Source organism: Mycobacterium sp. (genome assembly GCF_029961025.1).
Lineage (GTDB): Bacteria > Actinomycetota > Actinomycetes > Mycobacteriales > Mycobacteriaceae > Mycobacterium.
This window is the reverse complement of record NZ_JASBVP010000005.1, coordinates 264268-288744: the sequence shown is the minus strand read 5'-3', so window position 1 is coordinate 288744 and position 24477 is coordinate 264268. Positions and strand designations below refer to the sequence as shown.

25 protein-coding genes, 1 tRNA gene, 1 other RNA gene and 1 pseudogene are annotated in these 24477 nt (G+C 67.4%); 11 read left to right on the top strand and 17 right to left on the bottom strand.

The window, feature by feature from the left end; genetic code table 11:
- Window positions 1-3: 3 nt before the first annotated feature.
- The 6 genes from QJR12_RS07850 (at window position 4) to QJR12_RS07825 (ending at window position 4437) form a co-directional block, all read left to right on the top strand.
- The gene (locus QJR12_RS07850) at window positions 4-915 is read left to right on the top strand and encodes a NifU family protein (protein WP_300580385.1); all 912 of its coding nucleotides are present in this window, start codon (window positions 4-6) and stop codon (window positions 913-915) included.
- Window positions 912-1547, top strand: a complete 636-nt coding sequence (locus QJR12_RS07845; RefSeq protein WP_300580382.1) for a DUF5947 family protein — start codon at window positions 912-914, stop codon at window positions 1545-1547. The genes QJR12_RS07850 and QJR12_RS07845 overlap by 4 nt, the downstream gene beginning before the upstream one ends.
- Complete coding sequence (locus QJR12_RS07840; RefSeq protein WP_300580380.1) at window positions 1544-2191, top strand: DUF6084 family protein; 648 nt, start codon at window positions 1544-1546, stop codon at window positions 2189-2191. Before QJR12_RS07845 ends, QJR12_RS07840 begins: the two co-directional genes overlap by 4 nt.
- On the top strand, window positions 2188-3552 hold the full coding sequence (locus QJR12_RS07835; protein WP_300580377.1) for a hypothetical protein: 1365 nt from the start codon (window positions 2188-2190) through the stop codon (window positions 3550-3552). Before QJR12_RS07840 ends, QJR12_RS07835 begins: the two co-directional genes overlap by 4 nt.
- 114 nt (window positions 3553-3666) lie before the next feature.
- The gene (locus tag QJR12_RS07830; RefSeq protein ID WP_300580374.1) at window positions 3667-4182 is read left to right on the top strand and encodes a hydrogenase maturation protease; all 516 of its coding nucleotides are present in this window, start codon (window positions 3667-3669) and stop codon (window positions 4180-4182) included.
- Between the two features lie 3 nt (window positions 4183-4185).
- A complete protein-coding gene (locus tag QJR12_RS07825; RefSeq protein WP_300580372.1) occupies window positions 4186-4437 on the top strand; it encodes a HypC/HybG/HupF family hydrogenase formation chaperone in 252 nt (83 codons plus the stop codon).
- A 70-nt stretch (window positions 4438-4507) separates the two neighbouring features.
- Here QJR12_RS07825 and QJR12_RS07820 read toward each other — a convergent pair whose 3' ends face one another.
- The 3 genes from QJR12_RS07820 to QJR12_RS07810 all read right to left on the bottom strand — a co-directional run bounded on the left by QJR12_RS07820 (window position 4508) and on the right by QJR12_RS07810 (window position 6905).
- On the bottom strand, window positions 4508-5569 hold the full coding sequence (locus QJR12_RS07820; RefSeq protein WP_300580369.1) for a hypothetical protein: 1062 nt from the start codon (window positions 5567-5569) through the stop codon (window positions 4508-4510).
- 15 nt (window positions 5570-5584) lie between these two features.
- Window positions 5585-5896 (bottom strand): hypothetical protein, encoded by a 312-nt coding sequence (locus QJR12_RS07815; protein WP_300580366.1) that lies wholly within the window; start codon window positions 5894-5896, stop codon window positions 5585-5587.
- Between the two features lie 178 nt (window positions 5897-6074).
- A complete protein-coding gene (locus QJR12_RS07810) occupies window positions 6075-6905 on the bottom strand; it encodes a class I SAM-dependent methyltransferase (protein ID WP_300580363.1) in 831 nt (276 codons plus the stop codon).
- Window positions 6906-7062: 157 nt separating this feature from the next.
- Here QJR12_RS07810 and QJR12_RS07805 point away from each other — a divergent pair, with 157 nt between their 5' ends.
- Window positions 7063-7737: a helix-turn-helix domain-containing protein gene (locus QJR12_RS07805; protein ID WP_300580511.1), complete on the top strand. Its 675-nt coding sequence runs from the start codon at window positions 7063-7065 to the stop codon at window positions 7735-7737.
- Between the two features lie 492 nt (window positions 7738-8229).
- A pseudogene (locus tag QJR12_RS07800) lies at window positions 8230-9333 on the top strand (phosphatase PAP2 family protein).
- A gap of 24 nt (window positions 9334-9357) precedes the next feature.
- On the opposite strand, the gene QJR12_RS07795 reads toward QJR12_RS07800, so the two are convergent.
- Complete coding sequence (locus QJR12_RS07795; RefSeq protein WP_300580359.1) at window positions 9358-10992, bottom strand: fatty acyl-AMP ligase; 1635 nt, start codon at window positions 10990-10992, stop codon at window positions 9358-9360.
- A 223-nt stretch (window positions 10993-11215) separates the two neighbouring features.
- On the opposite strand from QJR12_RS07795, the gene QJR12_RS07790 reads away from it, so the two are divergent.
- Complete coding sequence (locus QJR12_RS07790) at window positions 11216-11431, top strand: YgaP-like transmembrane domain (RefSeq protein WP_300580357.1); 216 nt, start codon at window positions 11216-11218, stop codon at window positions 11429-11431.
- A gap of 167 nt (window positions 11432-11598) precedes the next feature.
- Window positions 11599-12423, top strand: a complete 825-nt coding sequence (locus QJR12_RS07785; protein ID WP_300580354.1) for a DUF732 domain-containing protein — start codon at window positions 11599-11601, stop codon at window positions 12421-12423.
- Window positions 12424-12476: 53 nt separating this feature from the next.
- Here the strand turns inward: QJR12_RS07785 and QJR12_RS07780 are convergent.
- The 13 genes from QJR12_RS07780 to prfB all read right to left on the bottom strand — a co-directional run bounded on the left by QJR12_RS07780 (window position 12477) and on the right by prfB (window position 22540).
- Window positions 12477-12549, bottom strand: a tRNA-Ala gene (locus QJR12_RS07780).
- Between the two features lie 76 nt (window positions 12550-12625).
- Window positions 12626-14260, bottom strand: coding sequence for a phosphoglucomutase (alpha-D-glucose-1,6-bisphosphate-dependent) (gene pgm / locus QJR12_RS07775; protein ID WP_300580351.1), 1635 nt, complete (start codon window positions 14258-14260; stop codon window positions 12626-12628).
- Between the two features lie 92 nt (window positions 14261-14352).
- Window positions 14353-14709 (bottom strand): DUF488 family protein, encoded by a 357-nt coding sequence (locus QJR12_RS07770; RefSeq protein WP_300580349.1) that lies wholly within the window; start codon window positions 14707-14709, stop codon window positions 14353-14355.
- A gap of 123 nt (window positions 14710-14832) precedes the next feature.
- Complete coding sequence (locus QJR12_RS07765; protein ID WP_300580509.1) at window positions 14833-15369, bottom strand: hypothetical protein; 537 nt, start codon at window positions 15367-15369, stop codon at window positions 14833-14835.
- A 256-nt stretch (window positions 15370-15625) separates the two neighbouring features.
- Window positions 15626-15993, bottom strand: a transfer-messenger RNA (tmRNA) gene (ssrA, locus tag QJR12_RS07760).
- 186 nt (window positions 15994-16179) lie between these two features.
- Window positions 16180-17013, bottom strand: a complete 834-nt coding sequence (locus QJR12_RS07755) for a maleylpyruvate isomerase family mycothiol-dependent enzyme (protein ID WP_300580346.1) — start codon at window positions 17011-17013, stop codon at window positions 16180-16182.
- A gap of 17 nt (window positions 17014-17030) precedes the next feature.
- On the bottom strand, window positions 17031-17879 hold the full coding sequence (locus QJR12_RS07750) for a DMT family transporter (RefSeq protein WP_366526298.1): 849 nt from the start codon (window positions 17877-17879) through the stop codon (window positions 17031-17033).
- A complete protein-coding gene (smpB, locus tag QJR12_RS07745) occupies window positions 17876-18343 on the bottom strand; it encodes an SsrA-binding protein SmpB (protein WP_300580506.1) in 468 nt (155 codons plus the stop codon). Before smpB ends, QJR12_RS07750 begins: the two co-directional genes overlap by 4 nt.
- A gap of 29 nt (window positions 18344-18372) precedes the next feature.
- Complete coding sequence (gene ftsX / locus QJR12_RS07740; protein ID WP_300580340.1) at window positions 18373-19266, bottom strand: permease-like cell division protein FtsX; 894 nt, start codon at window positions 19264-19266, stop codon at window positions 18373-18375.
- Window positions 19267-19956 carry a cell division ATP-binding protein FtsE gene (gene ftsE / locus QJR12_RS07735; RefSeq protein ID WP_300580503.1) on the bottom strand — a complete coding sequence of 230 codons (690 nt, stop codon included), beginning with the start codon at window positions 19954-19956 and terminating at the stop codon, window positions 19267-19269.
- 40 nt (window positions 19957-19996) lie between these two features.
- Complete coding sequence (locus QJR12_RS07730; protein WP_300580338.1) at window positions 19997-20458, bottom strand: hypothetical protein; 462 nt, start codon at window positions 20456-20458, stop codon at window positions 19997-19999.
- A complete protein-coding gene (locus QJR12_RS07725; RefSeq protein WP_300580500.1) occupies window positions 20455-21402 on the bottom strand; it encodes a mechanosensitive ion channel family protein in 948 nt (315 codons plus the stop codon). The genes QJR12_RS07730 and QJR12_RS07725 overlap by 4 nt, the downstream gene beginning before the upstream one ends.
- Window positions 21403-21433: 31 nt before the next feature.
- Window positions 21434-22540 (bottom strand): peptide chain release factor 2, encoded by a 1107-nt coding sequence (prfB, locus tag QJR12_RS07720; protein ID WP_300580336.1) that lies wholly within the window; start codon window positions 22538-22540, stop codon window positions 21434-21436.
- A gap of 207 nt (window positions 22541-22747) precedes the next feature.
- On the opposite strand from prfB, the gene QJR12_RS07715 reads away from it, so the two are divergent.
- Window positions 22748-24133 carry an FAD-dependent oxidoreductase gene (locus QJR12_RS07715; RefSeq protein WP_300580334.1) on the top strand — a complete coding sequence of 462 codons (1386 nt, stop codon included), beginning with the start codon at window positions 22748-22750 and terminating at the stop codon, window positions 24131-24133.
- Window positions 24134-24477 lie beyond the last annotated feature (344 nt).

Genomic DNA, 24477 nt, shown 5'->3' with positions numbered 1-24477 from the left:
TGCATGGCGGATCGCCCCGAGGAGAGTGTGGGGGACGCGCACTGGCGCACGGCGGGCGATCGGATCCAGACACTGCTGGAGGCGGCCTCGGCGGGCGGGGCCGCCGCACGTGAGCGCGCCGAACAGCTGGTTCGCGAGGTAGCCGAACTCTACGGCGCCGGGCTGGCCAAGATCATGGCGATGATCGAGGATCCGGTGCTCATCGACCGCCTGGCCGGCGACCACCTGGTAGCCAGCCTCTTGCTGGTGCACGGGCTGCATCCGCACGACGTTCGCCGGCGGGTGTCCGACGCCTTGGACAGTGTTCGCCCCTACCTGGGCTCGCACGGCGGCGACGTGCACCTGCTCGACGTCGTCGGGGATACCGTGCGGCTGCAATTCGCCGGCAGCTGCCGGAGTTGTCCGTCATCTGCGGTGACGCTGGAACTGGCGGTCGAGGACGCGGTCCGGGCCGCCGCGCCGGAGATCTCGTCGATCGAAGTGGTCCCCGCAGAGCCCGACAGCGCAGCGGGCCTGATCCCCGCCGACGCGCTGTTGACGAAGGTCCGCGCCAAAGGGGGCGCCTGGCATCGGGTGCCTGAACTCGCCGGGCTGGCCCCCGGGGAGGTCGGCGGTTTCCTGGTCGCCGGCGCCCCGGTGCTCGCCTGCCGCGTCGGCGAGCGGCTCTACGCCTACCGCGACCACTGCCCGGTGTGCGACGGCTCTCTGGCCGGCGCCGCGCTCCACCGCCCGCCCGCGGGCGGGGCCGACCCGGTGTTGCGCTGTCCGCGGTGCCATAGCCATTTCGATGTGGTGCACGCGGGGGCCGGCCTGGACGACGGACCGGAGCGCCACCTGGATCCGATACCGCTGCTGGTGCGCGACGGGGTGCTCTCCCTCGCGGTGCCGGCCGAACCCCTGGACGCCACGGCATGAGCAGCCCCTTTGAGGTCTTGTCACGGATCACCGGCCGGGATCGTGCGCCCAAGCCCGCCGGCCAGCGATGCGACATGTGTTCGGAGGCGATCGCCGAGGAGCACCGGCACGTGGTGAATGTGGCCGCCCGCCAACTGATGTGTGTCTGTCAGGCCTGCTATTTGCTGTTCACCGACCGCCGCGCCGAACTCCGATACCGTGCGGTCCCGGACCGCTACCTGAGCTTCCCCGGCTTCGCATTCGACCGTCGCACGTGGGAGGAGCTGCAGATCCCGGTCGGCCTGGCGTTTTTCTTCCGCAATTCGGAGCTGGGCCGCACCGTGGCGTTCTACCCCGGTCCCGCAGGGGCAACCGAATCCGAGCTCGATCTGGACGCCTGGGCCGCGATCGCCGCCGCGGACCCGCGGGTGCATCTCCTGGCCGACGACGTCGAGGCGCTGCTGGTGCGGATGCCCGACGACACCCAAGCGGGGCAACCCCAGTGCTATCTGGTGCCGATAGACGCGTGCTACCAGCTGGTCGGCGGGCTGCGGATGCTCTGGCGCGGCTTCGACGGTGGGCAGCAGGCCCACGAGTTCATCGACGCCTTCTTCACACAACTCGCCGCACGCAGCACGGAGCAGCCGCTATGAGCACCGCCGACGTGGCTTTCGCCGTCCTCGACGTGGCCCCGGAACCCTATGCGGCGGCCCCGGTGCTGACCGCACGGGTCGGGGTCACCGCAGCCGGCGACGAGCCGGTGCACGCGATCGCCCTGCGCTGCCAGGTCCGCATCGAGCCCTTGCGCCGCGGCTACGCCGACGACGAGGCCGAAGGTTTGATGGATCTGTTCGGGCCGCGGGAACGCTGGGCGACCACCCAGCGCACATTCCTATGGCAGCACTGCGCGGCGATGGTGCCCGGGTTCATCGGGGCCACCGAGGTAGCGCTCGGCTTGCAGTGCACCTACGATTTCGAGGTCGCCGCCGCCAAGTACCTGCACGCGTTGCGCGATGGCACGGTGCCGCTGCAATTCCTGTTCAGCGGAACAGTTTTCATGGCGGGACAAGGTGGATTTTCGGTGCAGCAAGTGTCGTGGGACTGTGAGGACCGCTACGACCTGCCGGTGGCGGTGTGGCGGGAGCTCATCCGCCAGCACTACCCGAACACCGGGTGGGTGCGGCTGTCTCACGACACGGTGGCCGCGCTGGCGGCCTACAAGTCGGCTCAGGGACTGCTGAGTATCGACGACGCCGTCACTGCGCTGCTGTCCACGGCCCACCAGGAGACCCGATGACCGCGAACTGGGACCGCGCCCGGGCCGTCGCGGACGCCGTGCTCTACGAAGGCTATTTGCTCTACCCGTATCGCGCGACCTCCGGCAAGAACCAATCACGGTGGCAGTTCGGGGTTCTGGGTCCCCCCGGTGCGGCCGAAGCGGGGATCGGCGAAGCCGACAGCCTGTCCACGCAATTCCTGGTGTCGGCCGATGCCGTCAACTTGGTGGTGCGCTTCCTGCACCTGCAACACCGCGGCGCCGAGCGTGACACCGGCGGTGGCCGTTATCAACCGGTCGACGAACTCAGCACGCCGGCGGGAACCTGGCTGTCGTGGGACGAGGCGGTGGAACGTGAATCATGGTTCGGCCCCTTGGAATTGACGACACCGTTCAAACAGTGGACGCTGCCCGTGGTAGCCCCGGCCGGAACCGATGTCGAGCTGGTGAGCGGAGGCCGGCTGGTGCGCACCAGGCAAGAGCTGCGCGCCGAGCTGACCGTGCGCGTCGAACCCGATGACGGTGTGGACCGGGTCAGCGTCACGGTGCGCAACACCGGCGCCGCTGCGGGCGGGCGGGCCACCGGGAAAGACCGGGCCCTCGCGCGGTCTTTGATCGGCACCCATATGATCGCCGAGGCTGTTGGCGGCGAGTTCATTTCGCTACTCGAGCCCCCGGAGCACGCCGCAGCGGCGGCGGCACGCTGCCGCCAGCACCGATGCTTCCCGGTGCTGGCCGGCCGGCCCGGTGAGCATGACCTGCTGTTGATCTCGCCGATCATCCTCTACGACTATCCGGAGATCGCCGAGCAAAGTGCGGGCGCGCTCTATGATTGCACCGAGATCGACGAGCTTCTCACGCTGCGGGTGATGACGATGACCGAGGAGGAGAAAGCCCAGGCGCGCGCCACCGATCCGTTGGCGGCGCAGATCATCGACCGCTGCGATGCGATGTCGCCGGAAGCCCTGCAACGCCTGCACGGTGTGCTGCGCGACCCGCACGCCGGTGAGTCCGCCGGTGGGCCGGGGCTCGTCCCGGACATTCCCGACGGGCTGAACTGGTGGGATCCCGTGGCCGACAACGCGGTACACCCGGAGCGGGACGCGGTGCTGGTCAACGGTGTGCGGCTGGCGCGGGGCAGCCGGGTGCGGCTGCACCCGGCGCGGCGCGCGGATGCGCACGACCTTTTTTTCGCCGGGAAAACGGCCCGAGTGACGTCGGTGCACCAAGACGTCGACGGCGACTACCATGTTGGGGTCGTCCTCGACGAGGACCCCGCGGCGGACCTGCATGACTGGTATGGCCGGTACCTGTATTTCTCCCCCGACGAAGTCGAACCACTTGACACCACTACGGAAAGGAACTCGACATGGACGTCTTAGGCTGGGTGTTCGTCGCCATTTTGGCGCTGGTGGCGCTGGTCGCGGTGGTGCTGGGGCTGATGTCGCTCCCGGACGCGCGCCGTTATCTCAAGATCCGCCACATGTAGCGCGCCGATGACGCCCCGCATCCTGGTAGCCGGCATTGGCAACATTTTCCTCGGTGACGACGGCTTCGGTCCCGAGGTGCTGCGCCATCTCGGTGACCGGCTCACCGGGCACGAGGGGGTACGGGTCAGCGATTACGGCATCGGCGGCCTGCATCTGGCCTATGACCTGCTTGAGGAGTGGGATGCGCTGGTTTTGGTCGACGCGCTGCCCGACCGCGGCGCGCCCGGAACCGTGCACGTCTTTGAGGCCGACGACAGCCCGCCGGGCCCGCTCGGCGCGCTGGACGCACACGGCATGGACCCGGCAACCGTGTTCGCCAGCCTGCGCGCCCTCGGTGGCAGCCCTCCGCGCACGATCGTGGTGGGATGCCAGGTCGCCGACGTCTCCGAGGGCCTGGGTTTAAGCGAGCCGGTTCGCGCGGCGGTTCCCGAGGCGGTGACGGCGGTCGAGTCGGTGGTGGCGATGCTGCAGCACCCCGACCGGGTCCACGATCAGCCCGCCGCGGCGATCCCGGAGGTGTGAGCGATGTGTCTGGGGATTCCCGGTCGGGTCGTGGAGATGCTCGACGGCTATCAGGGTCAGCTGGCCCTGGTGGAGGTCGCCGGGGAAAACCGCACGATCAACGTCGGCATGCTGGCGCAGGAGGCGTTGGCCCCCGGCGACTGGGTGATCATCCACATGGGCTTCGCGGTTGAAAAGACCGACGGCGCCGGCGCGCAGGCGGCGATGGCCGGCCTGGAGTTGCTGGGCCGTGGCCGCGACGACGACGCGGGCTGAATCAGGCCGTGAAGGTGTGTGGTCAGAACCCCCGCCGCGGCGACGACGCGGCGGGGGTAGCCACTGGTGATCACCACCGCGGCGGCGCGGCGCCGCGGCCGAAACCCCACGTCGACTGGCCTAAACGCGGCTTGGGCGGGGCGGCGGGCGCGAGGCGGAAATGCGCCGCCAGCACCGGTTGGGGGTCGGTGCCCTCGGTGAGGGCCAGACACGGTTCCCGAAATGCGCAGTCCCCGCAGTGCGCGGCCGGGGTCGGGTAGATGCGGGGCCAGCGGGTCATCTCCAGTGCCTCGGCGGCGATCAACTGGCCCACCGTGGTGATCTCGTGGCGGGTTCGACGGATGCGGGTGCGGCGCACGACACCCGCGCTGCGCTGCTCGGTGCGACCGGCCCCACCGGCCCGTGAGGCCTGGGCCGCGACCCGCTGGTGCTGGGGCAGCGACCGGCCACCCCCGCTGGCCTCATGTTGGGCCACCTGCCGGCTCCCCGCCGCCGGCCCGGTGGGCGGAAAATCCAGCGGGCCCCCGATCCGCAGCTCGTTGTGGATCGTGCCGGCGACCCTCAAGCCCAGATAATCCTGCTCCACCGCCCAGCAGGCCGCCACGGCCTCCTCGTCGCGCAGCAACGTCTCCAGCTCCTGCCACTGCTGGACCACCCGATGACTGACCACCCAGTACTCGTCGGCCGCGTCGACGGCCAGCAGGTCAACCAGGCACGGGTAAACCACCGCCGAGCCGTCGTGCACCACCAACCCCCGCTCGGGCTCGTCGGGATCGGGAACCAGCGCCCGCACATCGCAGTTCACCCTGACGGGCGCAAAATCATCGACAGTGACCGCCCACGCGTCATAACAGTCCAGCACCGCCGCGGCCCGCTCAAACTTGTCGGTCGCGCCCGCCTCAGCCAACGAGCGCTGCAGCGCCTTGCGCACCAGGGGCTGGGTCACCTCGCGCGGCCAATCCCAGGTCCCCGGGTAATAGTAGACGGCGAGCGCCTCTTTAAGCGCGGCAGGCAGGGCGGGTACCGCAAACCCGGTGGGCTGCAGATTACGCCGATGCGGCGAGGCGAAATCCCACTGCCGCCGGCACCGTTTAAACCACGCACGCTCTTCAGCGGTGATTCGATAATCCACAGCCGCACCCACCGATCAGTGACGGTGCGGCCAGGGCTCACCCAGCGGCCAGCGGCAGCGGTCCGCGCCCCCGGCCATCGACTCCAGCTCGGCGAGCAGATCATCGAAGAACACCCGCAACCGCTCCGGCTCATCAAACGGCCAGGCCGCCGAGAACGACATCCACACATCCGGGGCCGAACACGCCGAGCACACCCCAGCGGCCTCGGCCTGACCGGGGTGCAGCAGCCGCCAGCCATAGGCCTCGCCGCGGCGCTCCAGATACACCACGTCATCACGATCGGGGCGTGCCCCCACGATCGCGGCCAGCAATTCATCACGGGTCATGCCGCGCTCCCCCTCCAAGGGTAAACCGCCGTGCATGTTCGGCAACCCAACGGGTATGCCCGAGGGGGACTTTGGAAGGGCGCGGCAAGCAAACCCGCCCGCTTTGGTCGGCAAGCGGTCGCGTCGGAGGTGCCGCCAGTAATAGCCGTGCTGTGGGTGTCTGGGTGCATCCGCCCGGTCAGCGCTTGCGGGCAGTGACCAATAAGTACTCCCACTGCATCGTCGGCCCTCCGGCTAGGTAACGGTCAGCGAGTTCGGCGAGCTTGGCATCCAGCGCTTCAACCCGCTCCGGTTCGCTCTCGATCGCCCGGTAGACCGAGATCGTCGGCCCGTAATAGGCTTTGAAGTAGTCGCGAAAAGCTGCGCCACTGGCGAACCGGTCGATACACAGTGTGCGGCGTTGGGCACTGAAGTCGGCGATTCTGTCACCCAGTAGATCATGGACGTGATCAGGGCTGCCCCACTTCGGGGGCGGCTGCGCACCAGCCGGTGGTGGCGGCGCATATGGCTTCATTGCCGCGAGCATCTCTCCGATGAAGCCTTCTGGTGTCCAGCTGATCAGCCCGATCATCCCGCCCGGGCGGCAGACTCGGACGAGCTCGTCGGCGGCGCGTTGATGGTGCGGGGCGAACATCACGCCCACACATGAGAGGACCGCATCGAACTCATCGCAAGCAAACGGCAACGCTTCAGCGTTAGCTTCAACCCATCTCAGGCGTATCCCGTCGGCCTCGGCGAGCGCGCGGCCACGCTCGAGCAATTCTGGGCACAGATCGCTGGCAACCACGTCGGCACCGATGCGCGCGGCGGGTATCGCCACATTGCCAGCCCCTGCGGCCACATCGAGCACGCGGTGACCTACGCCAATCCCGGTGGCCTGCAACAAGGTCGGCGCTAATGGCGCCACAAGTTCGGCTGCCACCTTGGCATAGTCACCCAGCGCCCACAGCGCGCGATGCCTGCTTTCAAGTTCGTGATCGGCAGCCTTGAGACCGGTTGTGGTAGTCATCAGCCGTCCTTTCTCTCCGCTGACGACAATCGTCCTGCGCGTCGACGTAGCATTTCCAGTGGCAGATCTGAATCACCGGCAGTTCACGATTTGTACTAGCCGGTTGCGCCACCAGAGCCTGTACTGGAAACAACTGGAGCAAAGGGGCCGTGGCGAGATGTCGACATATAGCCAGTTCTGTCCCGTGGCCAAGGCCATGGAGGTGCTGGATGAACGGTGGACGCTGCTTGTCGTGCGGGAGTTATTAAGTGGCAGTGCGCATTTCAATGACATTCGACGTGGCGTTCCGAAAATGTCACCCGCGCTGCTTTCCAAGAGGCTGAGGTCATTGACTCGGGCCGGCGTTGTCGGCTGCGATAAGACGGGCGGCCGCATTTCGTATTCGCTGACACCCTGCGGCCGGGAACTCGCCGAAGTGGTGGATGCGCTCGGGAGATGGGGAATGCGCTGGATCGGCGAACTGGGCGATCGTGACCTGGACCCCCACTTGCTGATGTGGGATATCCGACGCACAGTGCCCATCGACGCTTGGCCGCGGACGCGCACCGTGTTGGCGTTCCACCTGGATGGAGTGGCGGCTAACGCCTCCCGCTGGTGGCTCGTGGTGTCCGAGGGCGAGGCCGATATCTGCGATTCCGACCCGGGTTATGACGTGACCGCGACGATCAAGGCCAGCCTGCGCACCCTGACCCAGATCTGGCGTGGCGACCTGCCGTGGGCGCGGGCCATGCTGAACGACGGCGTGACCATCACCGGAGCGGCCCATGTCCGCAAGGCAGTGCCGCGCTGGCTGGGACAATCGCGGTTAGCGGCAATCCCCCGCCCAGTGTAGTGACGGTGTGACCGCGCTAAATCCGAACAGTCCCGCCGTCCCCGCAAGCGATCAGCGGAGCAGTCCCATCGATCAGCCCGAGTGGGACCCAGGAAGTCCCGCTCCGGCGCAACCCACCGCCAGCGCTGGGGTTCTTCCGTCCCATCGATCAGCCCGAGTGGGACCCAGGAAGTCTCTAGCCACGGCCCGCCGAGCCCCTGAAGTCCTTAACGGCGGATAGACGCTACGGGCCCGACTGCCAAACTGTGCCTCGGCGCTTTGCGGCAGGCCGCTATGGCTTGTCCGGTGGGACACGGCACGATGGACTGGCGCGTGTCTTGGACCGCGGGTGGGGAGTCCGCTCTGGTGTCACTGGCGACCGACCGAAAGACCGTGGTGTTCGCCCGCGAGCCGCTGCCGGGGGCCACCCCACCCGACGCGGACGAGCGACGTGCGCCATCCCCCGGGTCGGTTCGGCCGGTCCAGCGCGATGACGCCCGCCGGGAACATCGCCTGACGCTGCTGCGGCGGCTGGCGTTCGCGGCCTGGGCGGTTGCCGTGGCGTATCGGACCATGAAGACCGGGCTCGCGTTCGACCGCGAGCTGCTGCTGGTGTACATCGCCACCGGATCGATGACCGCCGGCATCGGGCGGCGTCGCCAAGTGTGGATGGTCATCCGGGACTGGCTCCCGTTTGCCCTGGTCCTCCTGCCCTACGAGCTAAGCCGCGGCGCCGCCACGCCTGGTGGGGACCCCTATCCTCTGGCGGTTTCAGCCGGCAGCAGACCGCCGGCTGTTTTTCGGTGCGGTGCCAACGGTCTGGCTGCAGGAACGCCTCAAGATGCCCACACCACCCCGGTCGGAGGTGATCATCAGCACGGTCTACATGTCGTTTTTCATCGCGCCGTACGTGGTTGCCGGGCTGCTCTGGCTGCGTGACCGAAACGAGTGGAAAGCGTTCGTTCGGCGGTTCGTCTGGCTGTCATTTGCGGCCCTTATCGGCTACATCGTGCTGCCGGCTGCACCGCCGTGGGCCGCCACCCGCTGCACCGCCGCCCACGTCACCGGTGGGCCTGCCAGCCCGCCGTGCATGTTCGGCAGCCCAGCGGGTGTGCCCGACGGGGGACTTCTGGCGCGATGCGTCCGCATCAGCCCGGCGCCCACCTGTTTGTGGAACGGATCTCCACCCGCGGCTGGGACGCGCTGCATCTGCGTGCCGCGGCCGCGTTGATCGACTCGGGCCAGGCCAGTGTGAACCTGGTGGCGGCGATCCCGTCGCTGCACGCCGGGTTAACCGCGATGGTGGGGATGTTTTTGTGGCGCCGTATTCATTGGCGCTGGCGCCCGTGGCTGCGGGCGTACGCGCTGACAACGGCCTTCGCTCCGGTGTACTCGGCGGAGCACTATGTCATCGACACCCCGATCGGCTGGTTGCTGGCAGCGGTGGTGCTGGGTGTCGTCGGTCACGTCGAGTCGCGGTGGTCGCCCCGCGCAGGCCGGCCGACCCTTGCCCACGAGACTTGCCCACGAGACCGCGGATTCGGCAGGGCCTTCGAGCCGGTCGGCGGCGAACCCCCTGGCGCCTACGGGGCGGGCACCGACGACCGCATCCGGTGATGGTGCGGTAACCGCCGGTGCCGCTCAGTTGATCAGCGCGAGCGCGTGGGCTCGGCGCAGTTTCCCCGAGGGGGTCTTCGGGATGACACCCGGAGCCAGCACCACGACGTGGCGCGGCCGCACGTCGACCTCGGTGACGACCTGATGGGCCACTTGGTGTTTGATGCGGCGCACCTCAGCCGGATCCTCGAACAGGTGCGACTCCACGGCGACAGCGAAAGATTCCCGCGAATGTCCCGCGTCCAGCCGCACCGCCACCGCACAGCCCGGCCGCACCCCCGCAACCCGCCCGGCAGCCCGCTCAACGTCGACCGGATAGATGCTGCGCCCGCCGATGATGATCACGTCCTTCACGCGGCCGCACACCACCACGTGTCCGTTCTCGGTCAGGTAGCCCAGGTCACCGGTCTCATACCAGCCCTGGTCGTCCTGGGTGGCCACGAGCCCCGCCATGGTGACGTAGCCGCGGGTCACCGGCTCACCCCGAAGCTCGATGACCCCCACGGCACGGGCGGGCAGCAGGTTGCCGTCCTCGTCAACGATCCTGACTTCCAGGCCGTCCAGAAGCGGGCCCAATGACGCCAGCCGACGGGTGTTGCCCATCGTGGCCGGAACCGCCCGGCGCAACACGGACAACAGGTCGGCGTCGACCTCGTCGACCACCAGGCCGGCGCCGCACTCGGAAAACGACACCGCCACCGTGGCCTCGGCCATGCCGTAAGCCGGCACGATTGCCTCCCTTCGCAGTCCAAACGGTGCCGCGGCGTCACAGAAATCCTCTACGTCGGCGGGCTCTACTTGTTCTGCTCCCGAAAGCGCCCACCGCAGCGTGGACAAGTCGAATTGACCGGGCTTGGCATGCTTGCGCAGCCGCTTCGCAAACAGCGAATACGCGAAGTTCGGGCCTGCGGTCACCGTGCCCTTGTATTTGTCGATTAGCTTGGCCCACAACAGGATATCGTTCAAAAAATCCATGGGCGTGACCTTGACCAGCTCGGCGCCGAAGTACATCGGAACGGTCAAAAAACCCGTCATACCCATGTCATGAAACAGCGGCAGCCAACTCACGATGACATCGGTCTCGAGGTCGAACCGGGCGGCGGAAAACATTGCCTCCGCGTTGGACACCACGTTTCGGTGGGTGATCGAGACCGCCTTGGGCGATCCGGTCGAACCGGAAGTCAACTGCAGCAGCGCTAGATCGTCCTCGCCGGTGTCGATCGGATCGATCGGCGCGGCGCTGCGCAGGTCGGCCACGCTGACCACCGACATGCCGCAGCCGGACAGTATTGGCGCCGCGGCCAGGAACGGATCCGAGACGATCACCACCTTGGCCTCGATCATCTCGATCACCGTGACGGTGTCTTGTGTCCACACCCGCAGATCGGTGCGCGGTGTCGGTTGATGCAGCATCGTCAGGCTGGCACCGCGCATCCACAGGCCCTGTGCGGTCGGGGCGATCTCGGCCGGAGCGCCGGCCAACACCCCAACCCGATCGCCGTGCCCGACCCCCGCGGCGGCCAGGCCGCCCGCGATCCGGCGGGCCGTCCGGTGCACCTCGGCCCACGTCTGGCGCACCGGTGCCTGGGGCTCGCCGGTGACCAAGCCGTTGACGCTCATCCGCGCGTTGCGGAACATCCCCTCGGTAAGTCGGCTCACGAAGACCCCGTTCTGAGACGCAACTGGCGGCAGCGCAACCATGGAGGCTCGCGACTCGATCCGCAGCAGCATACAACCGCCCGCGCCGAACAGGACCCAAGACATGCTTTTCGCGGCACGATGAAGCTGTCCACGATCGTGGCCCCGACTCGTCTAACCAACAAACGGTTGCCCACACCAACTGGCCACGGGCCACACCAACTCGCCACGGATAGGAGCGATCATGCGGTTTGTCGAATTCATGCGCAGTATGGCCGGGCGGCTGCTGCGGATCGTGGCCGGGCTGGCATTGATCCTGCTCGGCCTGCTTGTCGTCAAAGGCACCGCCGGGATCGTCATCGGCATCGTCGGGATCGTCCCGCTGGCAGCCGGCGTCTTCAACTTCTGCTTGATCGGCCCGCTCGTGGGCGTCGGATTCTTCGGAAACCGCCCGAGGTGACGACCCGCCATCGGCCCTGCCTAGGCGCGCTTAGCGCCGCCTCTGTGGATGGCTCTGGTTGCGATCGCGAGCGCACCCGGTGCCGCCGGGCTTACGGAGGAACTGCTCCGCAGGCTAAGCCCACCCAACGGCTAACAAAAAGTGACGCACTGCTTTACGCTTAATACATGCGCGATCGGGAGACGATCGACGCCGAATTGCGCCGACTGGCAGCGCTGCGTCGCTCAATCCGCGAGCACGGCGGCACGCCGTCGATTCGTCAGGTTGACGAACTGCTCGATGAGCGCTTAGGGCACCGTCCGGAGGTGCCCGAAACCGGGGCGGGCGAACCGTGGGGAAACGCGCCGGTCGCCAGCGCCCGGTCGCAGCGCGGCAAAACCCGCGCCATCACGCCCGCCGGGCGTAAGCCGGTGTTGCGCCGCTTCGGGTTTCTCGCGGCGCTACCGCTCTCCCTCGCGGCCGCCGCCACCGTGCTGGTGGTGGTGTTCGTGACCCACAACCCGCATCCGGCGGTGGCGCCGACGCCGGGCACCCCGTCGGACGCGCGGCCCCAGCCGGTGCCTCAGGGTCCGCGCGCTGCCGCACCGCCAACCACGCCCGCTGCCGCACCGAAAACCCCCGCCGCTCCGCTTACCATCGTCGACAGGGCGTTCATCGACGCGTTGACACAGCAGGGCGTGCCAGTTCCCAGCCACGAATACGTAATGCTCCACGGGCGCGCGGTCTGCGACTTCCTTGCGCACCAGCCCGAGTTCACCGAGGCCGTCCGCTTCGTGCAGAACTCAACGATATGGGACGCCGACCAAAGCGCCGAATTCGCTGCCGGTGCCGTCGTCTCGTACTGTCCGCAGTACCAACCGGCGGGCCCGGACGCCACCACGCAGCAGGCGTTTCAGAATGCCCTTTCCGACCTGCATTCTGACCTGCAGGCCATTCAGCGTGATCTGCAGGGCATTCACGATGATCTGCCCGCCCTGCCGGGCCAGGGCTAATGCAGGGCTAGCTAATGCGGACCACCGCGGCGCACGGTTGCGGTTCCCCTCGGTGGAGCTAACGGGACTCGAACCCGTGACCCCCACACTGCCAGTGTGGTGCGCTACCAGCTGCGCCATAGCCCCCAAGTGGTGCCAATCGAAGCTACACCACCGTCAACGAGCCTTCAAAGCTGCCGGTCGTGGCCGCCGCGGTGCACCGTCACCCGATGACCTTGTCGACTACCTCCTGTGCCGCCCTTTGCACCTCGGCCAGGTGCTCACCGCCCCGAAACGATTCGGCGTAGATCTTATAGACATCCTCGGTGCCCGAGGGTCGCGCGGCAAACCAGGCGTTGGCCGTCGTCACCTTGAGGCCGCCCAGCGGTGCGCCGTTGCCCGGCGCGGTGGTCAGCATTGCCGTGATTGGCTCGCCCGCGAGCTCGGTGGCGCTCACCTGATCGGCCGACAGCCGGGCCAGCCGCGCTTTCTGCTCCCGATCGGCGGGGGCGTCGATGCGGGCGTAGGCCGGTGCTCCGTATTTGGCGGTCAGCTCCGCATACCGCTGCGACGGGGTGGCGCCGGTGACGGCGAGGATCTCCGCGGCCAGCAGCGCCATGATGACGCCGTCCTTATCGGTGGTCCATACCGATCCGTCGCGGCGCAAAAACGATGCGCCAGCGGACTCCTCACCACCGAAACCGATTGTGCCACCAAGTAATCCGTCGACGAACCATTTGAACCCGACCGGTACCTCCACCAGCCTGCGACCGAGGCCGGCGACCACCCGATCGATGATCGAGGAGCTGACGGCGGTCTTGCCAACGGCGATGCCCGTCGGCCAGGACGGCCGGTGGGTGCAGAGGTAGTCGATGGCCACGGCCAGGTAGTGGTTGGGATTCAGCAGCCCGGCGTCCGGGGTGACGATGCCGTGGCGGTCGGCGTCGGCGTCGTTGCCGCAGGCGATCTGGTAACGGTCACGGTTGGCGATCAGCGACGCCATCGCGTCCGGCGAACTGCAGTCCATCCGGATTTTGCCGTCGCTGTCCAGCGTCATGAACCGCCAGGTCGCGTCGACCAGCGGATTGACCACGGTCAGGTTCAGGTTGTGCCGCTCGGCGATCGCGCCCCAGTAGTCGACGCTGGCTCCGCCGAGCGGGTCGGCGCCGATGCGCACCCCGGCCCGGCGGATCGCCTCGATATCGATGACGGTCGGCAGGTCATCGACGTAGGCGCGCAGGTAGTCATAACGCTGTGCGGCACGCCGCGCGCGGGCCCACGGCACCCGCTTCACCCCCGTGAGTCCGCCGCGCAGAATGTCGTTCGCGCGCTCGGCGATCGCCGTGGTGACACCGGTTTCTGCGGGGCCGCCGTGCGGCGGGTTGTACTTGAAACCGCCGTCGCGGGGCGGGTTATGCGAGGGAGTCACCACAATCCCGTCGGCAAGCGCCTGGCTGCGGCCGCGATTATGCCTGAGGATGGCGTGGCTGATTGCCGGCGTGGGGGTGTACCGGTCGGCCGAGTCGATAACCGCCACGACGTCGTTGGCCGCCAGCACCTCCAGCGCCGACACCCAGGCCGGTTCCGAGAGGCCATGGGTGTCACGGCCGATGAACAGCGGCCCGGTCGTTCGCTGAGCGGCCCGGTACTCGACGATGGCCTGGGTGATCGCCAGGATGTGGGCCTCGTTGAAGGCCCCGTCGAGCGCCGAGCCGCGATGCCCCGAGGTGCCGAACGCCACCTGTTGGGCGACGTTTTCGGGGTCGGGTTCGACGGTGTAGTACGAGGTCACCAGATGCGGCAGGTCAACGAGGTCCGCGGGCTGGGCCGGCTGTCCGGCACGCGGGTGGGCCACCATGGCACCAATTCTGCCCACCGCCGGCGGGCCGGCGGCCGCGAGTGCTGGCAAACGGGCCTGTCGCCGGGGCGACCCTGCCCAGGTTCGGCTTTTCAGCGACCTTTCAGCACCTTCGCCAGCACCGCCGCCTGGCTACCGTCAAGGTCGCGGGTGGCGGTCACCAGCGTCACGGTGCCGTGCTTGGTCAGCTCGCGCAGCTCCTGCAGCGCCGCGTTGCCCTGCAACTCTTTCTCGTACCGCGCGGCGAACTCGTCGAAACGCTCGGGCCGGTGGTCGTACCATTTGCGCAGCTCCGCCGACGGCGCCACGTCCTTCAGCCAGGCTCCTACCCGCGGGTCGTCCTTGCGGAATCCCCGCGGCCACACCCGATCCACCAGAACCCGTTGACCGTCCTCAGGTCCGGGCTCGTCATACACCCGGGCCACTCGGATCCGGCTCTTGACACCCATGCGATCACTGTAACGCCGATGCGGCGACGGGCTGATGCACTCGGCGCTACCGTTGAGCCGCGGTGTGGTTGCGTCGGGATCCCGCGCGTCACCCAGGTTGAGCAAAAGCCCGGCCGGTGAACATCAGAGCCAGCCGACGCGGGCGGCGGCAACCGGCTCGGCGGGGGCCGGGGCCAGTTGCCCGTTCCGCACACCGTCGAGCATCCGTTTCACCGTGGCGATGATCTCCGGGGCCGCCGCGGCCAGTCCGCTCTTATCGGCCGGGGTGATCTCGTCGGCGGCGACGCCCGCTCGGGCCAGCACGGCCGCCGGGTCGGCCAGCTGACCGGCCAGCCAGGACAGCGGGTCGGCCGACAGTTCGGCGACGAAGTGTCGGGGGCCGGGTTCCCACCCGTCGAAACGGGGGTGGTGATGGGCCCGGTCCAGCGTGCCGGACGGGCTTTCGGTGGATCCGAAAAGATCCACCCGCCACACCGGGCGGGCGAAGGCGATCGGGACGCCGGCATAGATCGATCCCCGCGGCTCGGCCCGGTCGACCAGGCGGAGTTCCAGCCTGACCCCGCGTTCCGGGGTTTCCTGGCCGGCAAGCGGCGCCGGGTCAACGAAATACATGTCTGCGATCACCACACCCAGGGCCTCGAAGCCGAACGCTGCGAACATCACGCACCCTTTCCTTGTGCTTTTTCAGGTGTGCTTTTCAGGTGTGCTTTTTTCAGGTGCCTCGTCGAGCGTAATCCCAGCCGGTCCGCGTGGCGCCCCCCAAAATCGCCGCGACCCGGAGCACAGGTCCCTGCAGGACAACTCACGTGTCGGCCCCGACCGGTGCAGACGCACCGGGTCTTGAGGGTCGTCCCGACGCGGGCTGCCGTACCAGGGCCTGGGCCCGGTACCGTTAACGCCCTGCACAGCGCTTTCGTGGTGGAGCTGCCGGGAATCGAACCCGGGTCCTACGGCATTCCCTCAAGGCTTCTCCGTGCGCAGTTCGCTATGCCTTTACTCGGATCTCCCGGTCACGCGAACTTGCCGGGATGACGATCCCAGTCGCTGTCGGTGTCCCGATGAGTCCCGCGACCGAACCCATCGGTTGATCCCTCTAGCTGATGCCAGGATCCGGGTCGAGGGCGCTCCCGGCCTGACAGACTAGCCGTCGCTTAGGCAGCGAGGGCGTAGTCGCGCTGATGTGAATCGGCGCTTATTTGTTCGCAACGACGCTTACGGTGGTCTCTTGCCTGCACCGGCACGCTTCCCTTGATTCGATGCGCGAAGTCGAAACCGTTCAGCCCCGTGTCTTCGAGCATCCCCGCCGACCTTCGGCGGGACAATCACAGATTACGCCTACCACAGCGGTCAATTCCAACGCCGAATCGCCGCAGTATCATCCGCGCCACCGCTGCCCGATGGAGTCGTCGCAGCCTACCGCCCAGCCGTCCGGTGCCGGTGTGCGGCCCACCACGCACCGGCCTACGCCGGTCAGATCACGTAGTTCAGGTGCTCGACGATGCGAGCGGCCACCGCTGTGTCGCCGCCGAGCTCCACGCCCTCGAAGCCGGACGCCCGCCCGCCGACAAGCCGGGTGAATAACAGCCCGTCGAGGCGGATCGTCACCGACGGATTTTGTCCGCCGAAATCGTCGACCAGCCGGCCGCGGCCGTCGACGGCGACGTGAATCCTGCGCGCGAGCGGGCCGGTCAGCTCGAAAACCACCCGGGAGCCGTCCGGCGCGTTGCCAAGCTTGCCGACGACGTAGCCCATGCTGGCCGTGATCTCGTCGAGGGCAAGCTGGGCTCCCGGCCCGTGCAGATCGTCCTCGGACGCCGGCGCGCCCACCGCGTCGCGGATGTCGTGCTCGTGCATCCAGCAGTCGAACGCCCGGATCCGCATCAACCGCCCGTAGCTGTCGACACCCGCGGGGGTCTGCGCCGGCGCGTTCCAGTCCTCGTCGGGCATCGCGATCAGGTGCCGGCGCCGGTCATCGGTCACCGCACGGAACCGCTCACGCAGGTGGGCGCCCGATTCAGCGCTGAAGTGGCGCACCCAGCGCTCGTTGAGCGCGCCCATCTCGTTGCGGACGTGGGGCAGCGCCGTCACGTCGATGTCGACGACCGGAACGGCGTTCCCCAACAGGGTCAACTCGGTGCCGATCAGATGCGCCACCACCGCGTGCACCGTCCATCCGGGTAGCGGCGTCGGAACCCGCCAGCCGGTCTCCGGGAGCCCCTCCAGCAGCCGGTCGATGGCGTCCCAGACGGCGAACAGCCCGGACAGCACCGCAGGCTTGTCGAGCCGGGCGATCTGGGCAGCCACGCGCCGATCCTAAACCGTCAGCGCGCGGCGATCATTGCCACCGACACCGCGGCCAGCAACATGCCGGCCGCCTGCCAGCGGGTCACCCGCTCGCGCAGCACAATGATGGCCAGCACGACGGTTGTCGCCGGATACAGCGAAATCAAGACGCTGGCCAGCGACAGCAGCCATTCCTGCAACGCCAGCAGCATGGTGATATTGGCGCAGGTATCCAGCACCGCCGCGGTCACCGCCAGCCGCAGCGCCGTCGGGGGCGGCAACTGCAAGTCACCGCTGATCCCCGCCATGGCCACTACCAGCACGGTGGCGATCGCCCGAGCGAAAAACAACGGCCACAGCCGGCATTCCGCCGGTGCCTGGTGAAGTAGCACGAAGTCCAGCCCGAAGGCTATCCCCGAGGCCGCCGTCAGCCAGGCCACCTTGGGGGTGAATCGGTGGGTCCGGATGTCCTCGTCGTCGGGGGCCTCCCGGCCGACCAGCAGCACCGCGGCCATGGCCAGCACCACCCCTGCGGAGGCCATGCCACCCGGCCGCTCCCCCAGCGCCACTCCCGCGACTACCGGCACGGCAGCGTTGAGAATCGCCGCCAGCGGTGAGACCACCGAGATCGGCCCGGCCGCCATGGCCTGGTTGAACCACCACGCCCCGAACGCCTGGCTGATGCCGTACAGCGAACCCCACAGCACCGCACCGGGATGCACCGGCCCCCCGGCACTGAGCGCCACCGCACCCAGCAGCACCGTGACGAGGGGGTAGGAGACCACCATCACCCGCAACACGGCCGCTCGGCGCGCGGCCATGCCACCGACGAAATCGCCCACACCGAAGGTGACCGCCGACAGCTGGGCGTACGCGGCGCCGATCAGCTCATCCCCCTTGCGCGTCGTCCCATCGCCCGAAGCACTTCCCGCTGGGCGTCGCGGCGGGCCATGTCCTGGCGTTTGTCATACGCCCGCTTACCGCGTGCCAGTGCAAGTTCCACCTTGACTTTCCCTTCGGAGAAATACACCGACAACGGCACCAGCGCGAGGTTACCATCCCGGATCTTGCCGACCAGGTGGTCGATCTGGCGGCGGTGCAGCAACAGCTTGCGGTTGCGGCGCGGATCGTGGTTGGTCCAGCTGCCGTGCTGATACTCCGGGATGTACATGTTGCGCAACCACACTTCGCCGCCGTCGACGGTGGCAAACGCGTCCGCCAGAGACGCATGTCCCTCCCGCAGGCTCTTCACCTCGGTACCGACCAGCGCCACCCCTGCCTCGAAAACCTCAACGATCGAAAAATTATGCCGGGCTTTGCGATTGGTGGCGATGATCTGCCGATCCCGCACTCGGGCGCCGCTGGACTTTTTGGCCACCGCTACCGCCGCACATACACGCGCAGGGTGGCGTACGCGGTGGCCCCGGCCATCGCCACCCCCACCAAGAGCAGTACCGGGGAAATGTAGAGGACGTCGGCGTAGTCGATCCGGGCGATGAGGTTGGCTTGATAGAACTGGCTGAGCGCATTCTCGAGGAACAAGGCCCGCATCAGGATCAGGCCGACGACGGCGATGACGACGCCGACGGTCGCGGCCACCATCGCCTCGACCAGAAAGGGCAGCTGGGTGTACCAGCGGCTGGCACCGACCAATCGCATGATGCCAACCTCGGTGCGGCGGGTATACGCCGCAACTTGAACCATGTTGGCGATCAACAAGATCGCTCCGATCGCTTGCACCAATGCGATGGCGAATGCGGCGTTGCTCAATCCGTCCAGCACGGCGAACAGCCGGTCGATGAGGTCCTTCTGGTTGAGCACCGACAACACCCCGGGCTGGCCTCGCATGGCGGCATCGAATTCCTTGTGTTGCTCAGGGTTTTCCAGCTTGACGATAAACGATGCCGGGAAGGACTCCTTGCCCGCCACGTCTTTGTACTGCGGGAACTTTCGGATGGCATCCTCGTAGGCGTCTTCACGGTTGAGGTAGCGCACCGATTTGACGTCGGTGCGCGCCTCGATCTTCTCCCGCAGCGCCTTGCACGGGTTGGCGCTGCAGGTGGGGTCGTTGGCGGAGATGTCGTCGTTGAGGAAAACCTGGGTCTCGACCCGGTCGAGGTAGATGTGGCGGGAGTTGTCGGCCAACCGCACGACCAGCAGGCCGCCGCCGAACAAGCCGATCGAGATGGCGGTCGTCAGGACCATCGCGACCGTCATGGTGACGTTGCGACGAAGGCCGGTCAGGACCTCGTTGAGCAGGAAGCCGAAGCGCACCTAGCGGTCCATCCCGTACACGCCGCGCTGTTCGTCGCGCACCATCTTGCCCAACGACAGTTCGATGACGCGTTGGCGCATCGAGTCGACGATGTGGTGGTCGTGCGTTGCCATCAGCACCGTCGTCCCGGTGCGGTTGATCCGCTCCAGCAAATCCATGATGTCCTTGCTGGTCTCCGGGTCGAGGTTGCCGGTGGGCTCGTCGGCCAGCAGGACCAGCGGCCGGTTGACGAACGCCCGGGCGATCGCCACCCGTTGCTGCTCCCCCCCCGACAGCTCACTGGGCAGCCGGTTGGCCTTGCCGGACAGGCCGACCATCTCCAGCACCTCGGGCACCACGCGGTTGATCACTTCGTGACGCTTGCCGATGACCTCCAATGCGAACGCGACGTTTTCGAACACCGTCTTTTGCTGAAGCAGCCGGAAATCCTGGAACACGCAGCCGATCACCTGGCGCAGTTTCGGGACGTGGCGGCCGGGCAGCGTGTTGACGTGAAACTTCGAGACCCGGATGTCGCCACGGGTGGGCGACTCCTCGGCCAGCAGCAGCCGCATGACCGTCGACTTGCCCGACCCGGTGGGGCCGATCAAAAAGACGAACTCACCCTTGTCGATCTTGACGCTGACGTCATCCAGCGCCGGACGCGCCGAGCGTTTGTACTGCTTGCTGACGTGGTCGAGGGTGATCATCACGGCTCGCCAGTGTAACCGCGCAGCTCAACCGGCGCGCTTAACTCCCCGCGGGCGCCGGCACGAACGGTGTCGCGCCCGGCGCCGGGGACGTCGTCACCGGGGCCGTCGGGCCGGAGGGCGGCGGCACAACCTGCGGCGGAAAAAGCGGCGGCGAGGTAGCGGCCGTTGTCGGGGGCGTCGTGACCGGTGTGGCGCTGGCGGTCTCGGTGACCGTAACGGTAGCGGGCGGCTGCTGCAGTCGGCTGCGCGGCACCCAGGTGTAGTTGGGATCGGGCACGTAGCCCGGGGGCACGGCGGGCGGAGCCGGCGACTTCGGAGAGGTCTCCGGACGGTAGGCGTCATAGACCCACCACACCGCCAGGAACGCCAGGATCAACATCACCGTAGAGGTGCGGACATGACCGCCGAACAGATAGCCCGGCCAGCCCCGTCTCTGCTCGCCGCGTCTCCCGTTGGCATGCGATGTGAACGGCGGTTCCCCCGCCGACGCTGACCTCATCGGGGCGGCACCCGGCCCTGCGTTTCGTCCGGGGTGCTCCCGGCCGTCGCCGCAGGCGCGATTGCGCTCGCCGACGCATCGGGGGCGGTCACGACACCGACGCGGGCCAGGTTACGAACCACCAGCACCCGCAGCTGGCGGCCCACCTCAAACTGTTTTCCGGGAAGCGTACGGGCCACCAGCCGCAGGTTCACGGTGTCGACTTCGATGCTCTCCACCCCCATCAGGGTGGGCGCATCCAGCAACAACTCCCCCAAAACCTCGTCCTCACGCGCGTGCTCGCACACCTCGTGCAGGGCCTCGTTGACCCGGTTGAGGTCGGCGCTGGTGGGCACCGGCACGTCGACGACGGCACGCGCCCAATCCTTGGATAGGTTGACCGCTTTGACGATCTGGCCGTTGGGGACGGTAAACACCGCACCGTCTGCGGAGCGCAGCTTGGTCACCCGCAACGTGACATTCTCGACGGTACCGACCGCATCGGTCGGCGATCCCATGATGGTGAGCTCGACCAAATCCCCGAAGCCGTACTGCTTTTCGGCGATGATGAAAAACCCGGCGAGCAGATCCTTGACCAGCTGCTGAGCCCCGAAGCCCAGCGCGGCACCCAGCACAGTGGCCGGGGCGACCAGCCCGTGCACCGAAATGTGCAGCACATCGGTGATCTCGACGACGACCGCCACCGCGATGAGGACGATCGACACCCAGGAGATCACCGCCGCCACCGCCTGACGGTGCTTGGTGGCTTCCGAACGCACCAACGCATCACCCTCGGAGAAACCCACATCAAGTCGCTGGGTGATCCTTTGAGCCGCCCAATTGACGAACCGGCCCGCCAGCACCGCCCCGATCAGCAGCAACAGGATGTGCAGACCTTTGGTGAGTATCCAGTCGCGGACGTCGTCGCGCCAGACATCCTGCCAGGGTGGGGCCGCATGAACCACAGCAGCCTTATCGATGGCGAAAGCAATTGTGTTAGTTGTCATGTCGCCTGTTGCGCCACCGGATGCCCGCTTCCAGGAAGCCGTCGATATCCCCGTCTAACACCGCCGCCGGGTTGCTCACCTCGTAATCGGTGCGCAGATCCTTGACCATCTGATAGGGGTGCAAAACGTAGGAGCGCATCTGGTTACCCCAGGAGCTGCCACCTTCACCCTTCAACGCGTCCAGTTCGGCGCGCTCCTCTAACCGCTTGCGTTCCAGCAACTTTGCCTGCAGCACCCGCATAGCGGACTGCTTATTTTGCAGCTGCGACTTCTCGTTTTGGCAGGTAACGACGATGCCGGTCGGGAGGTGAGTGAGCCGGACCGCCGAGTCGGTGGTGTTCACCGACTGGCCGCCGGGCCCGCTAGAGCGGTAGACATCAACGCGGACATCGCCTTCCGGGATGTCGATGTGATCGGTGGTCTCCACCACCGGCAGCACCTCGACCTCGGCAAACGACGTCTGACGACGGCTCTGGTTGTCGAACGGGCTGATGCGGACCAACCGGTGGGTGCCCTGCTCGACCGACAAGGTTCCGTAGGCGAACGGGGCATGCACCACGAAGGTCGCGCTTTTGATCCCGGCTTCCTCGGCGTAAGAGGTGTCGAACACCTCGACGGGGTAGTGATGCTGCTCGGCCCAGCGGAGATACATCCGCATCAGCATCTCGGCCCAGTCGGCGGCATCCACGCCGCCCGCCCCGGAACGAATCGTGACCAGGGCTTCACGCTCGTCGTATTCGCCCGAGAGCAGGGTACGGACCTCCAGGGCTTCGATGTCGGCGCGCAGCGCCTTGAGCTCGGCGTCGGCTTCGGCGAGGGTTTCGGCGCCGCCCTCTTCGGCCGCCAGCTCATAGAGCACCGGCAGGTCCTCCAGACGACGGCGCAGTTGCTGCACCCGGCGCAGCTCACCCTGGCTGTGCGACAGCTCGCTGGTGACCCGCTGTGCGCGGGCCGGGTCGTCCCACAGCTTCGGGTCGGATGCTTCCTGCTCAAGCCTCTCGATGCGGCTGCGCAAGCCCTCGACGTCGAGCACTTTTTCCACCGTGGTCAGGGTGGAATCGAGGGCCGCGATGTCGGCCTGGCGATCGGGTTCCACAGTTTCCACGTTACCGGCGTTCCCCGGCGCAGACGCGCCCCGCACGCGAACGACCGGGCGTTCGGGAACCGCGGTCCCCAACCCGCCGCTTCACCGTCACCGGTAGCATCGGCTGAGGCCAGCAGGCGCGTTGTCCGGCTGCAACACCGGCCCACCGCCAGTGCGGTTTGACCGAGACACACCGCGAGACACACAGAAAGCTCCAACATGCGTCGTTACTACATCGCGATCGTCGGCTCGGGTCCGGCGGGATTTTTTGCCGCCGCGTCACTGCTGAAGGCCGCCGATGCCGCCGACCAATTCGACGTCGCCGTCGACATGCTGGAGATGCTGCCCACGCCGTGGGGACTGGTGCGTTCCGGGGTGGCGCCCGATCACCCCAAGATCAAGTCGATCAGCAAGCAATTCGAGAAGACCGCCGAAGATCCCCGATTCCGCTTTTTTGGCAACATCGTGGTGGGCGAACACATCCGGCCTGCCGAACTCGCCGAACGCTATCACGCGGTGATCTATGCCGTCGGGGCGCAAACCGACCGCGCGCTGAACATTCCCGGCGAGGACCTGCCGGGAAGTATCGCGGCGGTGGATTTCGTCGGCTGGTACAACGCGCACCCCCACTTCCGCCAGATGTCGCCCGACCTGTCGGGGGGACGGGCCGTCGTTGTCGGCAACGGCAACGTCGCACTCGATGTGGCGCGCATTTTGGTCACCGATCCCGACGTGCTCGCGGTTACCGATATCGCCGATCACGCGCTGGCGTCGCTGCGCCCCCGCGGTATCCAGGAGGTGCTGATCATCGGCCGGCGCGGGCCGCTGCAGACCGCGTTCACGACGCTGGAGCTGCGCGAGCTGGCCGACCTGGAGGGTGTCGACGTGATTGTCGATCCCGCGCAGCTGGAGGGGATCAGCGACGAGGACGCGGCTGCGGTGGGCAAAACCGCCAAACAGAACATCAAGGTGCTCCGCGAGTACGCGACCCATGAGCCCCGCCCGGGGCATCGGCGCATCGTGTTCCGCTTCTTGACGTCGCCCGTCGAGATCAAAGGGAATGGCAAAGTAGAGCGAATTGTGCTGGGCCGCAACGAGTTGGTCACCGACAGCAGCGGGCGGGTGGTGGCCCGCGACACCGGTGCCCGCGAGGAGCTGCCCGTGCAGTTGGTGGTGCGCTCGGTCGGCTACCGCGGCGTACCCATACCGGGGCTGCCGTTCGACGACAAAAGCGCGACCATCCCCAACACCGACGGCCGGGTCGTGGGCAGCCGCAACGAGTACGTCGTGGGCTGGATAAAGCGCGGCCCGACCGGTGTCATCGGTACCAACAAGAAAGACTCCCAAGACACCGTCGACACGCTGCTTGCCGACCTGGCCGCTGCCCGCGACTCCGGGACGGCGAAGCTCGCGGATTTCCCCGAGGATCACGCCGAGGAGCTCGCCAACTGGCTGGCCTCGCGGCAGCCGAAGCTCATCACCGGGGCGCACTGGCTGGCCATCGACCGCTTCGAACGCGCCGCCGGTGAACCGCACGGGCGGCCCCGCGTCAAGCTGCCGACCATCGACGAGCTCCTGCGGGTCGGCCACGCCGCTACGGGCTAACGGCCCTACTTCCCCTAATGCTTGTGTCGGCCAACATGTTTCGCCCTAATTTCGCTGACACAGACCGATTGCCACCGGCATGCGGGGTCGACGTCTTGGCGCCATGCGGGTAATTTCCTGAGCTGTCGTTGTAAAAACGATGCCGGCCCAACCCCCAACCGGTGGTATTACGGATAGCGAGGCGTATGCGAAATCGGAGCATCGGCCACCGCCCCGGAGGCGCGCCGGGTCACTACCCTAATCCACCTATCCGACCGGGACGGATAGCTCCGCCGGCCAGAGGAGGCCACGCCTGATGGGACACCGAAGTGGTTGACACCGCACACCCCGAGACCCGGGCGTCG

Excerpts from the sequence above, each read along its gene's own strand:
- QJR12_RS07850 (WP_300580385.1), top strand. The coding sequence starts at position 4 with ATGGCGGATCGCCCCGAGGAGAGTGTGGGGGACGCGCACTGGCGCACG.
- QJR12_RS07845 (WP_300580382.1), top strand. The coding sequence starts at position 912 with ATGAGCAGCCCCTTTGAGGTCTTGTCACGGATCACCGGCCGGGATCGT.
- QJR12_RS07840 (WP_300580380.1), top strand. The coding sequence starts at position 1,544 with ATGAGCACCGCCGACGTGGCTTTCGCCGTCCTCGACGTGGCCCCGGAA.
- QJR12_RS07835 (WP_300580377.1), top strand. The coding sequence starts at position 2,188 with ATGACCGCGAACTGGGACCGCGCCCGGGCCGTCGCGGACGCCGTGCTC.
- QJR12_RS07830 (WP_300580374.1), top strand. The coding sequence starts at position 3,667 with ATGACGCCCCGCATCCTGGTAGCCGGCATTGGCAACATTTTCCTCGGT.
- QJR12_RS07825 (WP_300580372.1), top strand. The coding sequence starts at position 4,186 with ATGTGTCTGGGGATTCCCGGTCGGGTCGTGGAGATGCTCGACGGCTAT.
- QJR12_RS07815 (WP_300580366.1), bottom strand. The coding sequence starts at position 5,896 with ATGACCCGTGATGAATTGCTGGCCGCGATCGTGGGGGCACGCCCCGAT.
- QJR12_RS07810 (WP_300580363.1), bottom strand. The coding sequence starts at position 6,905 with ATGACTACCACAACCGGTCTCAAGGCTGCCGATCACGAACTTGAAAGC.
- QJR12_RS07805 (WP_300580511.1), top strand. The coding sequence starts at position 7,063 with ATGTCGACATATAGCCAGTTCTGTCCCGTGGCCAAGGCCATGGAGGTG.
- QJR12_RS07790 (WP_300580357.1), top strand. The coding sequence starts at position 11,216 with ATGCGGTTTGTCGAATTCATGCGCAGTATGGCCGGGCGGCTGCTGCGG.
- QJR12_RS07785 (WP_300580354.1), top strand. The coding sequence starts at position 11,599 with ATGCGCGATCGGGAGACGATCGACGCCGAATTGCGCCGACTGGCAGCG.
- pgm (WP_300580351.1), bottom strand. The coding sequence starts at position 14,260 with ATGGTGGCCCACCCGCGTGCCGGACAGCCGGCCCAGCCCGCGGACCTC.
- QJR12_RS07770 (WP_300580349.1), bottom strand. The coding sequence starts at position 14,709 with ATGGGTGTCAAGAGCCGGATCCGAGTGGCCCGGGTGTATGACGAGCCC.
- QJR12_RS07765 (WP_300580509.1), bottom strand. The coding sequence starts at position 15,369 with ATGTTCGCAGCGTTCGGCTTCGAGGCCCTGGGTGTGGTGATCGCAGAC.
- ftsE (WP_300580503.1), bottom strand. The coding sequence starts at position 19,956 with ATGATCACCCTCGACCACGTCAGCAAGCAGTACAAACGCTCGGCGCGT.
- QJR12_RS07730 (WP_300580338.1), bottom strand. The coding sequence starts at position 20,458 with ATGAGGTCAGCGTCGGCGGGGGAACCGCCGTTCACATCGCATGCCAAC.
- QJR12_RS07715 (WP_300580334.1), top strand. The coding sequence starts at position 22,748 with ATGCGTCGTTACTACATCGCGATCGTCGGCTCGGGTCCGGCGGGATTT.